The organism is Microbacterium sp. DWRC1-3, from assembly GCF_049896645.1.
Lineage (GTDB): Bacteria > Actinomycetota > Actinomycetes > Actinomycetales > Microbacteriaceae > Microbacterium > Microbacterium maritypicum.
This window is the reverse complement of the sequence record NZ_JAFCUS010000001.1, coordinates 1,491,565-1,509,975: the sequence shown is the minus strand read 5'-3', so window position 1 is coordinate 1,509,975 and position 18,411 is coordinate 1,491,565. Positions and strand designations below refer to the sequence as shown.

The 18,411-nt window shown below is 68.5% G+C and carries 18 protein-coding genes and 1 tRNA gene; 12 read left to right on the top strand and 7 right to left on the bottom strand.

Translation table 11 applies throughout. The annotated features are described in order from the left end of the window. Positions 1 to 8 precede the first annotated feature (8 nt). The 3 genes from ACP699_RS07200 to ACP699_RS07190 all read left to right on the top strand — a co-directional run bounded on the left by ACP699_RS07200 (position 9) and on the right by ACP699_RS07190 (position 2,816). A complete protein-coding gene (locus ACP699_RS07200; protein ID WP_055865320.1) occupies positions 9 to 662 on the top strand; it encodes a thymidine kinase in 654 nt (217 codons plus the stop codon). Between the two features lie 161 nt (positions 663 to 823). Further along, the gene (locus ACP699_RS07195; RefSeq protein WP_426170302.1) at positions 824 to 1,546 is read left to right on the top strand and encodes a FadR/GntR family transcriptional regulator; all 723 of its coding nucleotides are present in this window, start codon (positions 824 to 826) and stop codon (positions 1,544 to 1,546) included. Between the two features lie 10 nt (positions 1,547 to 1,556). Then, positions 1,557 to 2,816, top strand: a complete 1,260-nt coding sequence (locus tag ACP699_RS07190) for an alpha-hydroxy acid oxidase (RefSeq protein ID WP_055865311.1) — start codon at positions 1,557 to 1,559, stop codon at positions 2,814 to 2,816. 43 nt (positions 2,817 to 2,859) lie between these two features. Here ACP699_RS07190 and ACP699_RS07185 read toward each other — a convergent pair whose 3' ends face one another. The 6 genes from ACP699_RS07185 to ACP699_RS07160 all read right to left on the bottom strand — a co-directional run bounded on the left by ACP699_RS07185 (position 2,860) and on the right by ACP699_RS07160 (position 8,678). Continuing rightward, on the bottom strand, positions 2,860 to 3,702 hold the full coding sequence (locus ACP699_RS07185) for a DUF1295 domain-containing protein (protein ID WP_426170299.1): 843 nt from the start codon (positions 3,700 to 3,702) through the stop codon (positions 2,860 to 2,862). 52 nt (positions 3,703 to 3,754) lie between these two features. Continuing rightward, positions 3,755 to 4,510: an HAD-IIB family hydrolase gene (locus ACP699_RS07180; protein ID WP_426170297.1), complete on the bottom strand. Its 756-nt coding sequence runs from the start codon at positions 4,508 to 4,510 to the stop codon at positions 3,755 to 3,757. Beyond that, on the bottom strand, positions 4,507 to 4,983 hold the full coding sequence (locus ACP699_RS07175) for a VanZ family protein (protein ID WP_055865306.1): 477 nt from the start codon (positions 4,981 to 4,983) through the stop codon (positions 4,507 to 4,509). Before ACP699_RS07175 ends, ACP699_RS07180 begins: the two co-directional genes overlap by 4 nt. A gap of 66 nt (positions 4,984 to 5,049) precedes the next feature. Beyond that, a tRNA-Pro gene (locus ACP699_RS07170) sits at positions 5,050 to 5,126 on the bottom strand. A 55-nt stretch (positions 5,127 to 5,181) separates the two neighbouring features. Continuing rightward, positions 5,182 to 6,123: a metallophosphoesterase gene (locus ACP699_RS07165; protein ID WP_055873959.1), complete on the bottom strand. Its 942-nt coding sequence runs from the start codon at positions 6,121 to 6,123 to the stop codon at positions 5,182 to 5,184. Beyond that, positions 6,114 to 8,678: a transglycosylase domain-containing protein gene (locus tag ACP699_RS07160; protein ID WP_426170294.1), complete on the bottom strand. Its 2,565-nt coding sequence runs from the start codon at positions 8,676 to 8,678 to the stop codon at positions 6,114 to 6,116. Before ACP699_RS07160 ends, ACP699_RS07165 begins: the two co-directional genes overlap by 10 nt. An 89-nt stretch (positions 8,679 to 8,767) precedes the next feature. Here ACP699_RS07160 and ACP699_RS07155 point away from each other — a divergent pair, with 89 nt between their 5' ends. Both ACP699_RS07155 and ACP699_RS07150 read left to right on the top strand, forming a co-directional pair. Next, a complete protein-coding gene (locus tag ACP699_RS07155) occupies positions 8,768 to 8,992 on the top strand; it encodes a hypothetical protein (protein WP_017829070.1) in 225 nt (74 codons plus the stop codon). After that, complete coding sequence (locus tag ACP699_RS07150; protein WP_017829069.1) at positions 8,989 to 9,447, top strand: RidA family protein; 459 nt, start codon at positions 8,989 to 8,991, stop codon at positions 9,445 to 9,447. Before ACP699_RS07155 ends, ACP699_RS07150 begins: the two co-directional genes overlap by 4 nt. Positions 9,448 to 9,553: 106 nt before the next feature. On the opposite strand, the gene acs is transcribed toward ACP699_RS07150, so the two are convergent. After that, positions 9,554 to 11,521, bottom strand: a complete 1,968-nt coding sequence (gene acs / locus ACP699_RS07145) for an acetate--CoA ligase (protein ID WP_426170291.1) — start codon at positions 11,519 to 11,521, stop codon at positions 9,554 to 9,556. 402 nt (positions 11,522 to 11,923) lie between these two features. On the opposite strand from acs, the gene ACP699_RS07140 reads away from it, so the two are divergent. From ACP699_RS07140 to tmk, 7 genes are all read left to right on the top strand, one after another. After that, entirely contained in the window at positions 11,924 to 12,931 is a 1,008-nt protein-coding gene (locus ACP699_RS07140) for a TadA family conjugal transfer-associated ATPase (protein ID WP_229778813.1), read from the top strand. Further along, entirely contained in the window at positions 12,931 to 13,827 is an 897-nt protein-coding gene (locus tag ACP699_RS07135; protein ID WP_426171548.1) for a type II secretion system F family protein, read from the top strand. Before ACP699_RS07140 ends, ACP699_RS07135 begins: the two co-directional genes overlap by 1 nt. Before the next feature lie 60 nt (positions 13,828 to 13,887). Further along, the gene (locus tag ACP699_RS07130; protein ID WP_017829065.1) at positions 13,888 to 14,085 is read left to right on the top strand and encodes a DUF4244 domain-containing protein; all 198 of its coding nucleotides are present in this window, start codon (positions 13,888 to 13,890) and stop codon (positions 14,083 to 14,085) included. 95 nt (positions 14,086 to 14,180) lie between these two features. After that, positions 14,181 to 14,480 (top strand): TadE family type IV pilus minor pilin, encoded by a 300-nt coding sequence (locus ACP699_RS07125; RefSeq protein WP_082531368.1) that lies wholly within the window; start codon positions 14,181 to 14,183, stop codon positions 14,478 to 14,480. Beyond that, positions 14,480 to 14,806 (top strand): helicase, encoded by a 327-nt coding sequence (locus tag ACP699_RS07120; RefSeq protein WP_426170288.1) that lies wholly within the window; start codon positions 14,480 to 14,482, stop codon positions 14,804 to 14,806. Before ACP699_RS07125 ends, ACP699_RS07120 begins: the two co-directional genes overlap by 1 nt. 80 nt (positions 14,807 to 14,886) lie before the next feature. Further along, positions 14,887 to 17,748: a type I DNA topoisomerase gene (gene topA / locus ACP699_RS07115; RefSeq protein ID WP_426170286.1), complete on the top strand. Its 2,862-nt coding sequence runs from the start codon at positions 14,887 to 14,889 to the stop codon at positions 17,746 to 17,748. Then, entirely contained in the window at positions 17,745 to 18,374 is a 630-nt protein-coding gene (tmk, locus tag ACP699_RS07110; RefSeq protein WP_426170284.1) for a dTMP kinase, read from the top strand. Before topA ends, tmk begins: the two co-directional genes overlap by 4 nt. The last annotated feature ends 37 nt before the right edge of the window (positions 18,375 to 18,411 follow it).

Below are 18,411 nucleotides of genomic sequence, written 5' to 3'. Positions count from 1 at the left end.
CCGGCACCGTGGCGAAGCTCTACTTCCGCTACGGCGCGATGAACTCGGGCAAGTCGACGGCATTGCTGCAGGCCGCCTACAACTACGAAGAGCGCGGACAGCGGGTGCTGCTGGCGAAGCCGGCGATCGACACCAAAGGAGCGTCAGAGATCGAGAGTCGACTGGGCGTGACGCGCCAGGTCGATTTCCTCATCGCTCCCGACGACGATGCCCGCGTGATCTTCGCCACTCATCGAGGACGCATGCAGCACACGTCGGATGACGAGCTGCTCCCAGAAGGCCCGATCGACGTGGCCTGCCTGCTGATCGATGAGGCGCAGTTCCTCACGCCGTCGCAGGTCGACGACCTCTTCCGCATCGCGGTGGTCGACGGAATCCCGGTCATCGCGTACGGCATCCGCAACGACTTCCTCACGCACGCGTTCCCCGGGTCCGCGCGCCTGCTCGCGATCGCGCACTCGCTCGAGGAGCTCAAGACCATCTGCCGCTGCGGACGCAAGGCCGTGTTCAACGGTCGCGTGGTCGGCGGGCGTTTCGTGTTCGACGGCGACCAGGTCGCGATCGACGAGGGCGCCACCGGCTCGGCCTCGCCCGAGCTGACCACCTATGAGTCGCTGTGCGGCACCTGCTACCTCGAAGAGTCCGGCGGGCGCCTGGGCTGAGGCTCCGCACGGCTCCCTCTCCACGTTCCAGGAAGAGCGCTTTTCGTCGCGCGCGGTGAAGGAGACTCCCGCGTGCCTCCCGCGAGGGGCGCTGTCTTTCCGCGCCTGTTTGCGTGGTCTGACCACAGGCGATACTCTGTGGTCAGACCACAGGAGGATCGATGGCGGAACAGCCGGCGCGCGCATGGCGACTCGTGCTCGAGCACATCGAACGCGACCTCCTCGATGCCCGCCTCGGCCCGGGCGACCGGCTGCCCTCCGAGCGTGATCTGGCCACCGAGCTCGGCGTCGGCCGATCCAGTGTTCGGGAGGCGTTCCGCGTCCTCGAGGTGATGGGCCTCATCCGCACCGCGACCGGCTCAGGCCCGCAGTCGGGCGCCATCGTCATCGCCACGCCCACCGGGGGCATGTCGGCGCTGTTGCGGCTGCAGGTCGCGGCTCAGGGCTTCCCTCTGGACGATGTCGTACGCACACGTCTGGTGCTCGAAGACGCGGTCGTCCAGATGCTGGCTGCGGCGTCCGACCCCGACACGAGCCGCGCCCACGAACTGCTCGAGGCGATGGATGCTCGAGGCCTCGCCCCGGCGGAGTTCCTCGCCCTCGACGCTCAGCTGCATCTCTCCCTCGCCGAAGCCAGCGGCAACACGGTCATCGCCGCGATGATGGCGGGTCTTCGTTCCTCGATCGAGTCCTATGTGCAGGCGGGAGTCTCCGCGATCCCGGACTGGGAAGCGATGGCGACTCGACTCCGCTCCGAGCACCGCGCCCTCGTCGCCGCCATCGATGCCGCCGACGTCGATGCAGCGCGCGCGCTGGTCCACACCCACATCACCGGCTACTACACGTCCGCGGGGCTCACCCGTGACACCCACCCCCAGACCTGAGAGGCACATCATGGTGCAGCGCCAGTTCCCGAACCCCGTCGAGCTCCTCGAGCTGATGAAGTTCAAGAAGCCCGAACTCGACGGGCGCAAGCGGCGTCTGGAGGGTGCCCTCACGATCGACGATCTGCGCCTCATCGCCAAGCGGCGCACGCCCAAGGCCGCCTTCGACTACACCGACGGAGCGGCCGAAGGCGAGCTTTCCCTGACCCGCGCGCGCCAGGCGTTCCAGGATGTGGAGTTCCACCCCGGCATCCTCCGCCCGGCGCCCACGGTCGACACGAGCGTCGAGATCCTCGGCGGGCCTTCTGCCCTGCCGTTCGGAATCGCGCCCACCGGATTCACGCGTCTGATGCAGACCGAGGGGGAGACCGCGGGTGCGGGCGCCGCGGCGGCAGCCGGCATCCCGTTCACGCTCTCGACGCTCGGCACCACCTCGATCGAGGGTGTGAAGGCCGCCAACCCGCACGGGCGCAACTGGTTCCAGCTCTACGTCATGCGCGATCGCGAGATCTCGTATGAGCTCACCCGTCGTGCGGCCGCCTCGGGGTTCGACACCCTGCAGTTCACGGTGGACACCCCCGTCGCCGGTGCCCGCCTGCGCGACAAGCGCAACGGGTTCAGCATCCCGCCGCAGCTCACCCTCGGCACGATCATCAATGCGATCCCGCGGCCCTGGTGGTGGTACGACTTCCTCACCACCCCGAAGCTCGAGTTCGCGTCTCTCAGCACCACGGGCGGCACGGTCGGCGAGCTGCTGGACGCGGCGATGGACCCGACGATCAGCTACGACGACCTCGCGGTCATCCGCGACATCTGGCCCGGCAAGATCGTGATCAAGGGCGTGCAGAACGTCGAGGACTCTGTGCGCCTGCGTGATGCGGGTGTCGACGGCATCGTGCTCTCCAATCACGGAGGACGCCAGCTCGACCGTGCGCCGATCCCGTTCCACCTGCTCCCCGAGGTGCGCAAGGCCGTCGGCGACGACTTCACCGTCATGATCGACACCGGCATCATGAACGGCGCGGACATCGTCGCGGCCGTGGCCCTCGGAGCGGACTTCACCCTGATCGGACGGGCGTACCTCTACGGGCTGATGGCGGGTGGGCGTCAGGGCGTCGACCGGACTATCGCGATCCTGCGCAGCGAGATCGAGCGCACGATGCGCCTGCTGGGGGTCGCCTCCCTCGCCGAGCTCGAGCCCGCGCACGTGACGCAGCTGACCCGTCTGGTCCCGGTCGCCCGGGCTGCCGCCGAGGCTCGCGTGCGCTGAGACCCCGCTCGTTCGATCCCGCTCGCGCGGTGGCTCTGCGGTCTCAGGACTGCGTGGCCACCGCTCGTGCGCGCGGGGGCCATGGCACAAGCATCGACGTCGTGCGGCGGTAGTCGGCGTAGGCCGGGTACTTCGACGCGGTGATCGACTCGGTGAAGATCGTCGACCCGATGAACAGCACCGTGAGCAGGGCGGGGCCGACGATGGTGGGGTTCAGCACCCCTCCGATGACACCGGCGCTGCCGGTGACCGCCGCGGTCGCGCCGATCGCATAGAAGGCCCACCACTGCGCCTGTTCGAAGAAGAAGTTCGGGTGCCGGCTGTACCGGAACAGGCCCGTCGTGGCGAAGCCGGGTGCGAGAGTGCCGCCCGCCTCCTTCTTGCGCTGATGGAACCGCCACTGCTGCTGGTCGGCGACGGTCTCCCCGGCCAGGAAGGCGACGAAGGCGGCGATGAACAGCGCATCCCACCCGGTGAGGGCGGAGGGATTCTGCGCGGCGACGGCGGCGGGGAGCGTGATGAGCACGAGCAGCGCCATCTGGTAGCAGATGATGAACAGCACGTTGAAGATCTGGAACTGCCAGGGGCGCATCCGTCCCCGCAGGATGGCCCACCGGTAGTCCTCCATCCCGGTGTAGCCGCCCTTGCGGGCGAAGTTGAAGGTCAGGCGTGCGCCCCACGCGGTCGCGAGCACTCCCATCACGACCACACGGGCGGATCCTTCGCCGTTCACGAAGGCCCCAGCGACGAAGATCCAGACGTAGACAACCGGCACGATCGACCATGCGCGGTCGACCCAGGATGTGTCTCGGGTGATCAGGGAGAGCACCCAGCAGGCGGCACTGGTGACCGCGGCGACGATGATGACGATCAGCAGGGCATCCATGACGCCATGCTAGGACCCTGCTGCCGTGTCGCGCTGCGCGACACTGCTCAGGTCAGAGCGTGAGCAGAAGGGCGTCGAGCTTGTCGGCGGTGTCTTCCCAGCCCTCCACAGCCACGGAGGGCACACCGATCGCGAGCACGGGGTAGTCGTTGCCGCCCTCGTCGAGCCGGTCGCCGTAGAACAGCATGTCGGTCAGCGCTATGCCCGTGCGGGCGGCGAGCTGCCGCATACCGAAGGCCTTGTCGATGCCGGCCTGGGTGATGTCGATCGAGGTCGAGCCGCCCGAGCGCACCTCGAGACCGGGAAGACGTGCAGCGACCGCATCGCGCAGCGCACCGCGCTTGGCCCCCGTCGGGTCCCAGTCATGCTTCGCTTCGCGCGGGGCGCTCTGTCCTAGCGCCGAGAAAGTGATCTGCGAACCGCGGTCTTCGAGGATGTCGCCCCACGGCTCGGCCTCCCAGAGCCCGAGCCGTTCGGCCTCTTCGCGCAGGGCCGTCAGCGCGGCCTGCTTCTCGGCGTCGCTGAGGTCGTGGGCGTAGACCGGCATGAAGTCGGTGCCGTCGTGGCGGAGGTAGCGGGTGCCGCACGTGGGCAGCAGGTGCAGACGCGCGAGATCCGCGGGGTCGGCGTCGCCGAGGCGTGACACCACCTGCGAGCGGAACTGGGCCTCGTTACCACCCGAGATGATGGCGACGTCGACCGTGCGCAGGAGGGCGCGCAGCAGAGCGGCGATTCGCGGGTCGATCAGACCCTTCGAGGGAGCGAGCGTGTCATCGAGGTCGAAGGCGACGAGTGTGGGCGCGGTCATGATGTCTCCAGCCTAGAAGGTGGACGCTGGGAGGAACGCGGGGCGACGAGCAGAGTGACCACGACAGCGAGGGCGACCCCGAGGATCGCGCCCGTGGAGTTGGCCACGACGTCGTTCACCGTCGCCGCACGGTGGGGGAGCGCCACGCGCTGCGCCGTCTCGATCGCCGCCGAAAGCACGGGGCCGACCAGGAGCGCGAGGAACCACACCCGACGGGGCAGGAGCAGGAAGGCGAGGATGCCGACCGGCACGAACACGAGCACGTTCGCGATGATCTCGAGGCGGGTGAAGTCGAGCGATTCCCAGCCGAGACGATGGGCTGTGGTGAGCACGACATCGAGCAGGTTCGGCATGGTCTCCTCGACCCGGGAGGGCGTGAGGGTGAGAGCGGCCAGGCCGATCAGGAAAGGGATGCCGAGGACGAGGGCCCAGGCACGTGTGAAGCGGCGCGGCGGCGGGAGCAGAGAGCTCATGCGTTCCCTTCGTGCGCGATCCCGATACAGAGAAGGCCGCCCCTGAGGGCGGCCTTCCGGTGTCACTGGTCGGGGTGACAGGATTTGAACCTGCGACCTCTTCGTCCCGAACGAAGCGCGCTACCAAGCTGCGCCACACCCCGTTTGCAACCCTCCGAGTCTACAGGGAAATGCTCTCTGCGCCGAATCGAGGCAGGATCAGTCCCGCGCGGTCAGCGTGAGCAGCGTCGCCTCGGGCCGACACGCGAAGCGCACGGGGGCGTAGATGGAGTGTCCGCAGCCCGCGCTGACGTTGAGCGGCACGGTGCGGTCGCCGTGCGACCACGTGCTCAGGCCCTTGGCCTGCTTGAGGGGGATGTCGCAGTTCGCCACGAGCGCGCCGAATCCCGGGAGGCAGACCTGACCGCCGTGCGTGTGGCCACCGAGGATCGCGTCGGCTCCGAGATCGGTGAAGCCGTTGAGCACGCGCTGATAGGGCGCGTGTGTGACCCCGAGCACCGGAGTCGTGGACTCGCGGGCCCCGAGAGCGGCGATGGCGTCGGGAAGCTCATCCAGCCGGTCCCAGTCGCGGTGGGCGTCATTGACGCCGAAGAGGTCGACCTCGGCGCCGGCGATGCGCAGCCGCGCCGCCGCGTTGTTCAGGTCGGTCCAGCCGAGCTCGTCCGTGAAGTAGCGGTCCATCGCGTCGGTGTCCAGAAGCTCCGGCTTGTGGTGCTTCTTGGACGGTCCGAGGAAATAGCGAAACGGGTTGCGCGGCGACGGCGCGGCGACGTCGTTCGATCCGTGCACGAAGACGCCGGGGATGCCCGCGAGCGGGTCGAAAGCGCGTCGGATGCCTTCCAGGCCGTTCTCGTGGCCGAGGTTGTCTCCGGTGTTCACGATGAGGTCGGGCTTCAACTCCGCGAGGGAGGCGAGCCAGTCCTGTTTGCGGTGTTGCCACGGCGCCATGTGCGCATCGGAGATGTGCAGGATGCGCAGCGGCGCGGAGCCGGACGGCAGCGCCTTCGCCGTGGCCTCCCGCACCGTGAAGAGGTACCTCTCGATGCCGATGCCCCAGATCGCGGCCGCCGCACCCACGGCCCCCACCGCGCCGAGCGCGACGAGGGCCGGGTGTGCGGCGCGGCGTGCGACTACTGGCACGTCACACGGACGGACGTGGACTTGCTGGCCGCGGTGCCGGGAGCCGGGTCGGAACTGCCAACGACGGAGGTCGGTGGATTGCAGGAGTTGTCGAACTCGATGTTCGTGAATCCTGCGGCACCGAGCGCGGCAGAGGCCTGGGCTCTCGACATCCCGACGAGATTCGCGGGAACGGTCGTGCCCTGCCCGTTGCTCGTCGTGAGGGTGACGGTCGCGCCGGTCGCAGCTTCCCCGTTGGGATCTTGCGCTGCGACGAGACCGGCGGCGAGATCGCTGTCGACGGCCCCTCCGACGGAGACCTGGAAGCCCGCGTCCGTCAGGATCGCGGTCGCCTCCTCCACCGACTTGCCCACGACGCTCGGAACCGTCGCCAGCTGCTGGCGGGTCAGCTTGCCATCGGGCTTCGGGAAGGCACTTCCGGGGTAGGCGGCATTGGCTGCGGCCTGTGCGGCCTGTGCCACCGGGTAACGCATGTCGTTGAGGTTCCAGCCGTTGGCCCTCTTGCGGTAGATGTTCTCCTGACCCTGCCAACGCCCGGCCCACACCGCCGTGGCGACCTTGGTGCTGGACTCGATCATCATGGTCGACCAGGTGTCGTGCGTTCCGGTCTTGCCGATCAGCGGCGTGCCGTCGTTGGTGTTGGCCCGGGCACCGGTGCCGCCGCCACCCATCACGCTCTGCAGTGCGAAGGCAGCGGTCGCTGCGACGTCGGGAGAGATCACGCCCTCGGTGCACGAGGAGGCGGGCAGCTCACGGTCCTGGCCGTCGGGGCCGACGACGCGATCGATCGCGCGCGGCGTGCAGTACGTGCCGCCGCTGGCGACGGTCGCGTAGGCGTTCGCCATCGCGAGGGGCGAGATGTTCTTCGGGCCGAGCACGTCGAAGGGCACGTTCTCGTCGGTGACCTTGCCGCCGTTCGCCAGCGTGACGCCCATACGGTCGGCGACCTTGTTGATGTCGCAGATGTCGAGCTTCGACGCCATCGCGAAGTAACCACTGTTGAGCGAGTTCTTCGTGAAGCTCAGCACGGACCCGGTTCCACCGCCACCGCCGCCGAAGTTGCCGATCTCCTTCGTGTTGGCGTTCTGCTTTGCGCCGCAGACGGGGATCTTCAGGTTCGTCTGCACGCTTCCGTTGAGAACCTCGTTGACGGAGTGCCCCTTCTCGAGCCAGTCGATCAGGGTGAAGAGCTTGTAGGTCGAGCCGACCTGGAAGCCGCCGGAGTTGCCGTGCTCCCTGTCGCCGGCGAACACCAGCGACGAATAGGCCTGGTCGTCGGTGGGAGTCTCGGTGAACAGCGTGTTCTGCGTCATGGAGAGGATGCGACCGGTGCCGACCTCGACCGAGACGCCGGCAGCGCCGAAGTACGCGTTGTCGGCGTTCGCGGGAACGACCTCTGCCATCTTCTCGGCGGCGGGGGTCTGGATGCGGTAGTCGAGCGTGGTGTAGATCTTCAGACCGCCGCGGCGGAGCAGGTCCGTCCGCTCCTGCTGGGTCTTGCCGAAGGCCTCGTCGTTCAGCACGATCGACTTCACGTACTGGCAGAAGTATGCGCTGGCCCCAGCGGACGCGCAGCCCTGGGTCGGAGGATTCAGGGCCGGCGCGATGTCCGAGGCGTCGGCCTCGTCGTACTGCGCCTGCGTGATCTTGCCGTCGGCGAGCATGCGACCGAGCACGTAGTGGCGGCGGTCCTTCGTCAGCGCGTAGCCGTCAGCGGCGTTGTTCAGCGCGACGCCCTCGGCGTTCGTGATCGTGCCCTGTTCTGCCTTGTCGATGCGGTACGTGTTGGGGTTCTGCACGATGCCGGCGAGCGTCGCCGACTGCGCGACCGTGAGGTTCGCCGCCGTCGTCGAGAAGTAGTAGTTCGCTGCGGCCTCGATGCCGTACACGGTGCCACCGAAGTTGGCGATGTTCAGGTACCCGAGCAGGATGTCGTTCTTCGAGAAGTCCTTCTCGATCTGGATCGCGTACCGCATCTCCTGCAGCTTGCGCTCGATGCCCTTGCTCCCTGTCGCGTTGGTCGCGTCGAGCCAGCACTGCTGGAGATCCTCGGAGTAGGTGTCGGAGGTCGTGTCGACCTCCTGCTCGCACTTCTGGATGAGCACGTTCTTGACGTACTGCTGGCTGATCGTCGAAGCGCCGCGGCTGGACGTGCCGCGCACGTTGTCGACGAGAGCCTTCACCGTGGCGCCGATGTTCACGCCGCCATGGCTGTAGAAGTTCTTGTCCTCACTCGAGAGGATCGCGTCGTACAGGTTCGGGGAGACCTGCTCGTAGGTGACCGGGACGCGGTTCTGCTCGTAGAACGAGGCGAGCTCGACCGTCGAACCGTCCGGGGCGGTCGCGTAGATCGTCGACTGCTCCATCGGCGTGCTCGGGTCGAGGCTCTCGGGGAGCTGATCGAAGAGGGTGAGAGCCTGGGTGCCTGCGAGGCCGGTCATCGCGAGCACCGGGGTGACGCTGGCCGTGACGAGGAGACCGGCGACGGCGCTCAGACCGACGAGCCCGACGAGACCGCCGAGCACGCCTCTCACCGTGCGATTCTTTTGGGGCATACGCTTGATCGTAGGGGAGTTCCCTGAATACCGCCTTTGACGAGCTCGCCCCGGAATTCCGGTGTCGCGCCCCGATCGACAGGAGTGCCATGACCACGTGGGAGTACCTCACCACGCCGCTGCTGATCCACAACACGGCAGCCATCCTCAACAACTGGGGCAAGCAGGGCTGGGAGCTCGTGCAGGTCGTGCAGGGACCGGAGGGCGGACTCGTCGCCTATCTGAAGCGCCCCGTGACCTCCGACGCGTCGGCCAACGCCGGCCTCGCCGCCGCCGAGCAGGCCGCACGCCAGTTCGAGGGAGATCAGGCATGAGCGTCTCGGACCGTCTCGCCGAGCTCGGCATCGAACTGCCCGCTGTCGCCGCTCCGGTCGCCGCCTACGTGCCGGCCGTCGTGCACGGCGGTCTCGTCTACACCTCGGGACAGCTGCCCTTCGTCGACGGAGCGCTTCCCGCCGTGGGCAAGGTGGGCGCCGAGGTCTCCGCGGAAGACGCGAAGACCTACGCCCGCACGTGCGCGCTGAACGCTCTCGCCGCGGCAGCGGATGCGGCCGGCGGCGTCGACCGCATCGCGGGCGTGCTGCGAGTCGGGGGCTTCGTCGCCTCCGCTGAGGGATTCACCGGTCAGCCCGGCGTGATCAACGGCTCGAGCGACGTGCTCGGAGAGATCTTCGGTGATGCGGGTCGTCATGCCCGCGCGGCCGTCGGCGTCGCGGAGCTCCCGCTCGGCAGCCCGGTCGAGGTCGAGGTCGCCTTCCTTCTCGCCTGAGTACGACGTACGCGGCGTGGACCGTCGCCTCAGAACGAGAGAACGCGCCTCCCCGGAAAGGGGAGGCGCGTTCTGTGTCTGTCACGCCTCGGAGGCGTGAGCCGACCTACTTCACCTGGGCCGAGATGATGCTCATCACCGCGGTGTCGGCGAGCGTGGTGGTGTCGCCGACCTCGCGGCCCTCGGCGACGTCGCGGAGCAGGCGACGCATGATCTTGCCGGAGCGGGTCTTCGGCAGCTCGCCGACGATGTAGACGTCGCGCGGGCGGGCGATGGCACCGATCTGCTCGCCCACCCACAGACGCAGCTGCTGGGCGAGGCCCGCAGGCTCGTGTGCGGCGAGGTAGCTCTCCTTGATGATGACGAAGGCGACGACCGCCTGTCCGGTCGTCTCGTCGGAGGCGCCGACCACCGCAGCCTCGGCGGTCGCCTCGTGCGCGACCAGGGACGACTCGATCTCCGCCGTCGACAGGCGGTGCCCCGAGACGTTCATGACATCGTCGACGCGTCCGAGCAGCCAGAGGTCGCCGTCTTCGTCGAGGCGCGCTCCGTCGCCGGCGAAGTAGTAGCCCTGGTCCTCGAACTTCTCCCAATAGGTCTCGCGATAGCGCTCGGGATCGCCCCAGATGCCGCGCAGCATGCTCGGCCACGGCTCGGTGATCACGAGCAGACCGCCGCTGCCGTTGCCGACCTCGATTCCGCTCTCGTCGACGACGTCAATTGAGATCCCGGGGAGCGGGACCTGGGCGGACCCGGGCTTGGTCTCGGTGACTCCCGGAAGAGCGGACACCATGATCGCGCCGGTCTCGGTCTGCCACCAGGTGTCGACGATCGGCGTCTTGTTCGCCCCGATGACCTCGCGATACCACATCCACGCCTCGGGGTTGATGGGCTCTCCCACCGAACCGAGCAGTCGCAGCGACGACAGGTCGAACTTCGCCGGGACGCTGCGACCGATCTTCATGAACGAGCGGATCGCGGTCGGCGCGGTGTAGAAGATCGACACCTTGTACTTCTCGATGATCTCCCACCACCGGCCGGGGTGCGGGGCATCGGGGGTTCCCTCGTAGAGCACCTGGGTCGCGCCGTTGGCGAGGGGGCCGTAGGTGACGTAGCTGTGTCCGGTGATCCAGCCGATGTCGGCCGTGCACCAGAACACGTCGGTCTCCGGGTGCAGGTCGAAGACGTACTTGTGCGAGTACGCCACCTGGGTGAGATACCCACCGGAGGTGTGCAGGATGCCCTTGGGCTTCCCCGTCGTTCCCGAGGTGTAGAGGATGAAGAGCGGGTTCTCCGCAGGGAAGGCCTGTGCGGTGTGCTCGGCGGATGCGGCGGGAACGGCGTCATGCCACCAGATGTCGCGGCCGTCGGTCCAGTCGACGTCGTTCTCGCCGCGCTTGACGACCAGCACGTGCTCGACGGTCTGCTGCTCGCCGTCGCCGCGGTCGGCGAGAGCCTGATCGACGGCGGGCTTGAGTGCCGAGACGCGGCCCTTGCGGTAGCCGCCGTCGGCCGTGATGACCAGCTTGGCGCCGGCGTCGTCGATGCGTGAGCGCAGGCTGTCCGCGCTGAAGCCGCCGAACACGACGGAGTGGATGGCGCCGACGCGCGCGACCGCGAGCATCGAGGCGATCGCCTCGGGGATCATGGGCAGGTAGATCGCGACGCGGTCGCCCTGGCCGATGCCCAGTCCCTCGAGCACGTTGGCGACGCGCTTGACCTCGTCGGTGAGCTCGGCGTAGGTGATGCGGCGGGTGTCACCCGGTTCGCCCTCCCAGTGCAGGGCGACGCGGTCGCCGTTGCCCGCCTCGACGTGACGGTCGAGGCAGTTGTAGGCGACGTTCAGCTCGCCATCGTCGAACCACTTCGCGAACGGCGGGTTGCTCCAGTCGAGCACCTGGGTGAAGGGCTTGTGCCAGTGCACGAGTTCGCGGGACTGCTCGCCCCAGAAGGCCTCGCGGTCGGCGGCGGCACGCTCGTACAGTTCGGGCGAGGTGATGGTTTGGGCGACGAACTCCTCCGACGGCGGGAACTTCCGGGTCTCGTCGAGAAGGTGGTCGATCTGGCTGCTCATCGGCAGGCGCTCCTTTGCGGCTTACGGGTCTTGCGAGCATGGTCGTGGGGGTCGGCGACCAGGTCACGGCGAATCTATCCGTGCGACCACCCATCGCATACTGCCGAAAGTCGGTAGTGCTGCCGGTTTTGTCCGGACGGTCGCCTTGCGTACACTCGACGACAGCCGAATTCTCATTCCGGCCTTGGCGTGCCCGATTCCCCCAATCGTGGACCGCCGTGGGCGGCATCTCATTCCCCCCGTGAGATGCCGCCCATTCCTTTGGGAGCGCTCCCTTCTCGCTCGCGTGTGATCGTCGCCCGGTCCTGCACCGCGCGCACAGGAGTCGGCTTCTTCACAGGGGCCGAGTCGTCCGGCGATCGGCGCCCTCTCCTCGGCGCGGCGCCGCATAGCGTCACCGTCATGCCCGATTCCTTCGTCATCCAGCCCAGGGGAGAGCGGTCTGCCGCATCGGTGGCGGAAGCCTCGCCCGAGCGCCTTCACATGGATCCTGCCTTCGGACCGCTCCTCGCCCATCTCGACGATGCCGTCACCGATGTGTTCGTGAACGGGGCGGGCGGGCTGTTCGTCGACCGCGGGAACGGAGCCGAGCCCGCAGAGGGGTGGAGGGCATCGGAGCGAGAGGTCCGAGATCTCGCGGTCGCGCTCGTCGGCCTCGGAGGCCGGCATCTCGATGACCAGGCGCCCTGCGTCGACGTCCGCCTCGACTCCGGTATCCGCGTGCATGCGGTGCTCTCGCCGGTCTCGACCACCGGAACCGCGCTGTCGATACGCATTCCCCGTGTGCGCGCCGCCGACCTCGACGCGCTCGCCGCTCTCGGAGCCTTCGACGCGTCCCAACAGGTCTGGCTTCTGGGACTGGTGGCCGAGCGGGCGAACATCCTCATCACCGGGGGAACGGGTACGGGCAAGACCACGCTGCTGTCGGCGCTGCTGTCGGAAGTGCCTCCGACGGAGCGCATCGTCACGATCGAAGACGTCGCCGAGCTGCGCCCGCGCCACCCGCATCACGTCTCCCTCGAGGCCCGGCAATCGAACCTGGAGGGAGCAGGCGCCATCACCCTGGCGCGGCTGGTTCGAGAGTCGCTGCGCATGCGTCCTGATCGGCTGGTGGTCGGTGAGTGTCGCGGAGAAGAGGTGCGCGAGCTGCTGACCGCTCTCAACACCGGGCACGACGGCGGTGCGGGCACTCTCCACGCGAGCGGGCTGCGTGACGTTCCTGCTCGGCTCGAAGCTCTTGGTGCCCTCGCCGGGATGGATGCGGTCGCTCTCGCACGTCAGGCGGTCAGCGCGTTCACCATCGTCCTCCATCTCGATCGGGCACCCGGAGGTACCCGTCGCATCCGCCAGGCAGGGCGGCTCGTGATCGCCGGGGATCGACTCGACATCGAAGAGGTGCAGCCGTGGTGATGCGGCCGCGTCGCTTGCCGCGAAAGGCGCAGACGGGTGCGACGGATGCCGCGACCGCGGTGCAGACGCTGGCCGTGCTGCTGCAGGCCGGGGCGGTGCCGGTCGTCGCCTGGCGGCACCTGGCTGACACCGATGATCCGCAGGCCCGGGCAGTGGTTGACCGGGTCGATCGCGGAGTCCCGCTGCTCGACGCCATCGAGGCCGAGGGCGGGGCGTGGGTCGATCTCGCCGCCGCCTGGGAGATCGCGACGACCGTGGGCGCACCGCTCGCCGAGGTTCTCCGGACGATCGCGGAGACCCTGAGGGATGCGGCTGCCGCAGCCGATGACGTGCGCATCGCACTCGCAGAACCGGCGGATACGGCGCGGCTGCTGCTCTGGATGCCGTTCGCCGGATTGCTGCTCGGGTTCGCGCTCGGCTTCGACACCATCGGCGTGATCTTCGGGAACGTGCTCGGCGCCGCCTGTGTGGTCCTCGGCCTGCTCCTCGTGGCGGCGGCACGCGTGTGGACAGCACGTCTGCTTCGTCGGGCGCGGCCTGCTCCCGGCACCCCGGGCATGCGAGCGGAACTTGTCGCCATCGCGCTCTCTGGCGGTGCCTCCATCGATCGCGCGTTGCAACTGGTGTCGCAGAGCGGCACCTCGGGCGACGGTGAGGAACGCGTCCGCGCCGTGCTCGACCTGTCCCGCGCTGCGGGTGTGCCGGCTGCGGAACTTCTTCGGGCATCCGCAGCCCAGGACCGGCACGCCGCCAGGGTGCAGGGGCGCCTCCGCGCCGCGAAGCTCTCGACGCGCCTGCTGTTCCCCCTCGGCGTCTGCACGCTGCCCGCATTCCTCCTCCTCGGGGTCGCGCCGCTCCTGCTCAGCGTCCTCGCCTCCACGCCGATGTCGCTGTGACCGTATCCAGCCCACCCCCACCATCCGATGCCCACGCATCCCATAGAAAGAAGGAACACCATGAAGAGCATCCCCCCGCTGGACCGTCGGCGTGCTGCGACACTGTTCGGCGACGACACCGGCGCCGCCACAGCCGAGTATGCGATCACGACGATGGCGGCGGTCGCGTTCGCCGGACTCCTGGTCGTCATCATGCGGTCCGACGAGGTCCGCGGCATCCTCACCGATCTCGTGCGGCGGGCGCTGACGGTGTCATGATGCGCAGAGCTCGACGGATGCCACCTCCTCACGCCCCAGAGGATTCGCCACGACCGCCGCGACACGCGGGCGACCGCGGGTCCGTCTCGGCGGAGTTGGCGCTGGCCCTGCCCGCGGTCGTGCTCGCGTTTCTGCTCGGCGCGGGTGCACTCGGTGCGGCATCCCGCCAGGTGGCGCTTCAAGATGCCTCGGCCGATGCGGCGCGTCTTCTCGGACGCGGCGAGGGGCAGGATGCGGCGGAGCGCGTGGTGCACGCGGCGGTCTCCGGAGCAGGCATGTCCTCCTCGCTCTCCGGCGACCTCGTGTGCGTCACCGCTTCGGTCGACGCCTCCATCGGGTCGCTGATCCGCATGCCGCTTCGGGCCACGAGCTGCGCGCTCGACGGGGGCCTCTGATGGCGGGCTCCGCTCTCGCGTCCGGAGTTCTCGCCGTCGCGGCTGCCCTGTCCCTCGGGCTCGCTGCCGTCGGCGGTGCGGCGGTGACGGCGCAGCGCACGGCGGGTGCGGCCGACGCCGCCGCGCTCGCCGCAGCAGACGCCGCGAGCGGTGCCGTGCCCACGGGGGAGCAGCCGTGTGAACTCGCCGCGAGGGTCGCGCAGGCGGTGGGTGCCACCCTCACGGGGTGCGTTCTCGAGGGCTTCGTGGCGACCGTGGAGGTGCAGGCGGCGTACGCTGGACTCGCAGCCGTCTCCCGAGCCCGTGCCGGGCCACCCGAGGGATAGCGACGGCAGCGCGACCTCGCTCACTGTGAACGACCCCACACAGTGGTGTGTATGGTGTGCTTCGAAGAAAGGACGCACCCTTGGCTGAAGGCAAGAAGCTCGTCATCGTCGAGTCCCCGACGAAGATGCGGTCTATTCAGGGATACCTCGGCGACGGCTACGAGGTGCTCAGCTCCGTCGGCCACATCCGCGACCTCGCTGACAAGAAGGACATCCCGGCCGCTGACAAGCAGGCCTATGGGAAGTACTCCATCGACATCGACAACGGATTCGACCCGTACTACGTCGTTTCCGATCGGAAGACCAAGACGGTCGCCGAGCTCAAGCGTGCGCTGAAGAATGCCGACGAGCTCCTGCTCGCCACTGATGAGGACCGCGAGGGTGAGGCGATCGCCTGGCACCTGCTCGAGACCCTCAAGCCCAAGGTTCCCGTCAAGCGCATGGTCTTCCACGAGATCACCAAGGACGCGATCCAGGCTGCGGTCGGCAACACCCGCGAACTCGACCACGACCTCGTCGACGCGCAGGAGACCCGCCGCATCCTCGACCGCCTGTACGGCTGGGATGTCTCGCCCGTGCTCTGGTACAAGGTCAAGACCGGAATCTCGGCCGGACGCGTGCAGTCTGCGGCCACCCGTCTGATCGTCGATCGAGAGCGCGAGCGCATGGCGTTCACCTCCGCCGAGTACTGGGACGTCGATGCCGCGGCTGCGGCGACGGGCACCTCGTTCAAGATCCGTCTCGTCCGCGTCGACGGTGGCCAGCTCGCGCGGGGCACCGACTTCGATGACGACGGCAAGCTCAAGAAGGCCGTCGTCATCCTCGACGAGGCGGCCGCAACGGCTCTCGCCCAGGCGGTCGACGCCGTGGGCACCGGAAGCGTGACGAAGGTCGAGGCCAAGCCGGGAACGCGCAGCCCCTACGCGCCGTTCACGACCTCCACGATGCAGCAGGAGGCCGGGCGCAAGCTGTCGATGGGAGCCAAGCAGGCTATGGGTGTCGCCCAGCGTCTGTACGAGAAGGGCTACATCACCTATATGCGTACCGACTCCACGTCGCTGAGCACCCAGGCGGTGCAGGCGGCGCGGAGCCAGGCGGTGGCACTCTACGGCGACGCCGCGGTGCCGCTGAAGCCGCGGGTGTACAAGTCCAAGAGCAAGAACGCGCAGGAGGCCCACGAGGCCATCCGTCCCTCCGGTGACAACTTCCGCACGCCGGCCTCGCTGTCCTCCGAGCTCGATCGCGACGAGCAGCGCCTCTACGACCTCATCTGGAAGCGCACCGTCGCCAGCCAGATGTCGGACGCCAAGTACGAGACCACAACCGTCACGATCGCCGTCGACGCCGCCGGGAAGAAGGCCGAGTTCACGGCCTCCGGAACCGTCTACACCTTCAAGGGCTTCCTGGAGGCGTACGAGGAGGGCCGCGACGAGAAGCGCGGTGACGCGGACGCTGCGGAGAACCAGTCGCTGCCGGCTGTCGCGGTCGGCGATCAGCTCGCCGTGTCCGACGCCGAGGCCAAGGGGCACCGCACCACGCCGAAGCCCCGTTACACCGAGGCCTCGCTCGTGAAGGTGCTCGAGGAGAAGGGCATCGGTCGTCCTTCGACGTTCGCCTCGATCCCCGAGACGATCCTCGACCGTGGATACGCGGTCAAGCGCGGCCAGGCCCTCGTGCCGACGTGGCTCGCGTTCAGCGTCGTGCGTCTGCTCGAAGAGCACTTCGCCGACCTCGTCGACTACGACTTCACGGCTGCGCTCGAAGACGACCTCGACACGATCGCCCGCGGCGAGCAGAACCGGGTCGAGTGGCTCAAGTCCTTCTACTTCGGCTCCGACAACCACGTGGGTCTGCGCCAGGTCGTCGACAACCTCGGCGAGATCGACGCTCGTGCGCTGAACTCCACGCGCATCACCGACACGGCCACGCTTCGCTTCGGCAAGTACGGCCCGTATCTCGAGGTGGCCGACCCCGCGAACCCCGAGGCCAAGCCGCGCATCGTCAACGTGCCCGAAGACCTCGCACCCGACGAGCTGACCGCCCAGAAGGCTCAGGAGCTCATCGACGCTCCCGTCGCCGGCGACCGCGTGCTGGGGGAGAACCCCGACAACGGCAAGATCATCGTGGTGAAGGACGGCCGGTTCGGGCCGTACGTGCAGGAGAACGACCCTGTGTCGGAAGACGCCGCGGTCGACGAGACCACCGGCGAGGTCGTCGAGGCCCCCAAGCCCAAGCGCGGCGCGAAGAAGGAAGCAGCGCCCAAGCCGCGCACGGCCTCGCTCTTCCGCTCGATGTCGGTCGACGAGATCGACCTCGACACCGCGCTGCGTCTGCTGAGCCTCCCGCGCGTCGTGGGCGTCGACCCGGAGTCGGGCGATGAGATCACGGCGCAGAACGGCCGGTTCGGGCCCTACCTGAAGAAGGGTGCGGATTCACGGTCGCTCGAGTCGGAGTCGCAGATCTTCGATGTGACGCTCGACCAGGCGCTCGAGATCTACGCGCAGCCGAAGTACGGCGCGGGTCGCCGGGCATCGAGCGCGCTCGCCGAGTTCGAAGCCGATCCCGTCAGCGGGAAGCCGATCCGCATCCGCGACGGACGTTTCGGCGCGTATGTGACCGACGGTGAGACGAACGTGACGATCCCGCGGGGTCAGACCGTCGAGGACATCACCTTCGAGGTCGCGGTGCAGATGCTCGCCGACAAGCGTGCCAAGGGTCCGGCTACCAAGCGCGGAGCGAAGAAGGCTCCTGCGAAGAAGCCGGCCGCGAAGAAGGCTCCTGCCGCCAAGAAGCCGGCCGCGAAGAAGCCTGCCGCCAAGAAGGCGCCCGCGAAGAAGACCACAGCTGCCACGTCCGCTGCCCGGTCGGCTGCTGCGAAGAAGGCGGCAGCCACGCGCGCCGCCAACGCTGCGGCGAAGGCGGCGGAGAAGGCGGACTCGTGACCTCAGGTCGCGGGGTGTGGATCACGCTCGAGGGCGGTGACGGCTCGGGCAAGACCACGCAGTCGAACCTGCTCGCGCAGTGGCTCGAAGACACCGGGCGTACCGTCGTCCGTACCCGCGAACCCGGCGGTTCCGAGGTCGGGCAGCTCATCCGCGACATCGTCCTGCACCATCGCGGCGACATCGCGCCGCGCGCCGAGGCACTGCTGTACGCCGCGGATCGGGCGCATCATGTCGCGACCGTCGTGCGACCGGCGCTCCGTCGTGGCGAGATCGTGCTGCAGGATCGCTACCTCGATTCGTCCGTGGCCTACCAGGGCGCCGGACGGGTTCTCGACGCGACCGAGATCCGAGATCTGTCGCTCTGGGCGGCGGAGGGCGCGCTCCCGGACCTGACGATCCTGCTCGATCTCGACCCCGCCGAGGCCCGCACCCGTCTGGACTCCGCCGACAAGCCCTTCGACCGGCTCGAGGCCGAGCAGGCGGAGTTCCATGGCCGTGTCCGCGATGCCTTCCTCGATCTTGCGGCGGCCGAGCCGGACAGGTTCCTCGTCCTCGACGCGGCAGCGGCGCCGGAGGTCATCGCCGAGCGGATCAGGACCAGAGTCGCAGCGCTGCTCGACTGATCCGGCTCGACCGAGCGAGGAAGCGATCCTCCGTGCC